This is a genomic window from Telluria sp. AZSoR62, assembly GCF_058111565.1.
Window position 1 is genome coordinate 1 of record NZ_JBYTST010000330.1, and the last position, 268, is coordinate 268.

General features: G+C 52.6%; 1 protein-coding gene. It reads left to right on the plus strand.

Annotation, left to right across the window (positions count from 1 at the left end; translation table 11 throughout):
• On the plus strand, nt 1–268 hold a 268-nt coding region (locus AC3XQU_RS24010; protein WP_489876636.1), incomplete at both ends, for a ParM/StbA family protein.

A 268-nucleotide genomic window follows, 5' to 3' on the forward strand; every position in this document is an offset into this window, starting at 1 on the left:
TGTGGGTCTAGATGCAGGCCGAAGTGCTGTAAAAGCGGTCGCTTATAGCGAAGGAAAGCGTCACGAAGTGATGTTTCCTTCAATCGTCGTGCCGGCTGTAGAATTGAGCGACCCAACAACGGCAGAGCGAGCTCGGTTGGAGACGGAGGAGTACGCCGGAAAACGCTATTTCACAGGTGACACCGCCAGGCTCCAAGGCAATCTGACGACATCCGTAGGGTTATCAGATAATTGGACCAACACACCTGAGTATCTGGTCCTGATTAAG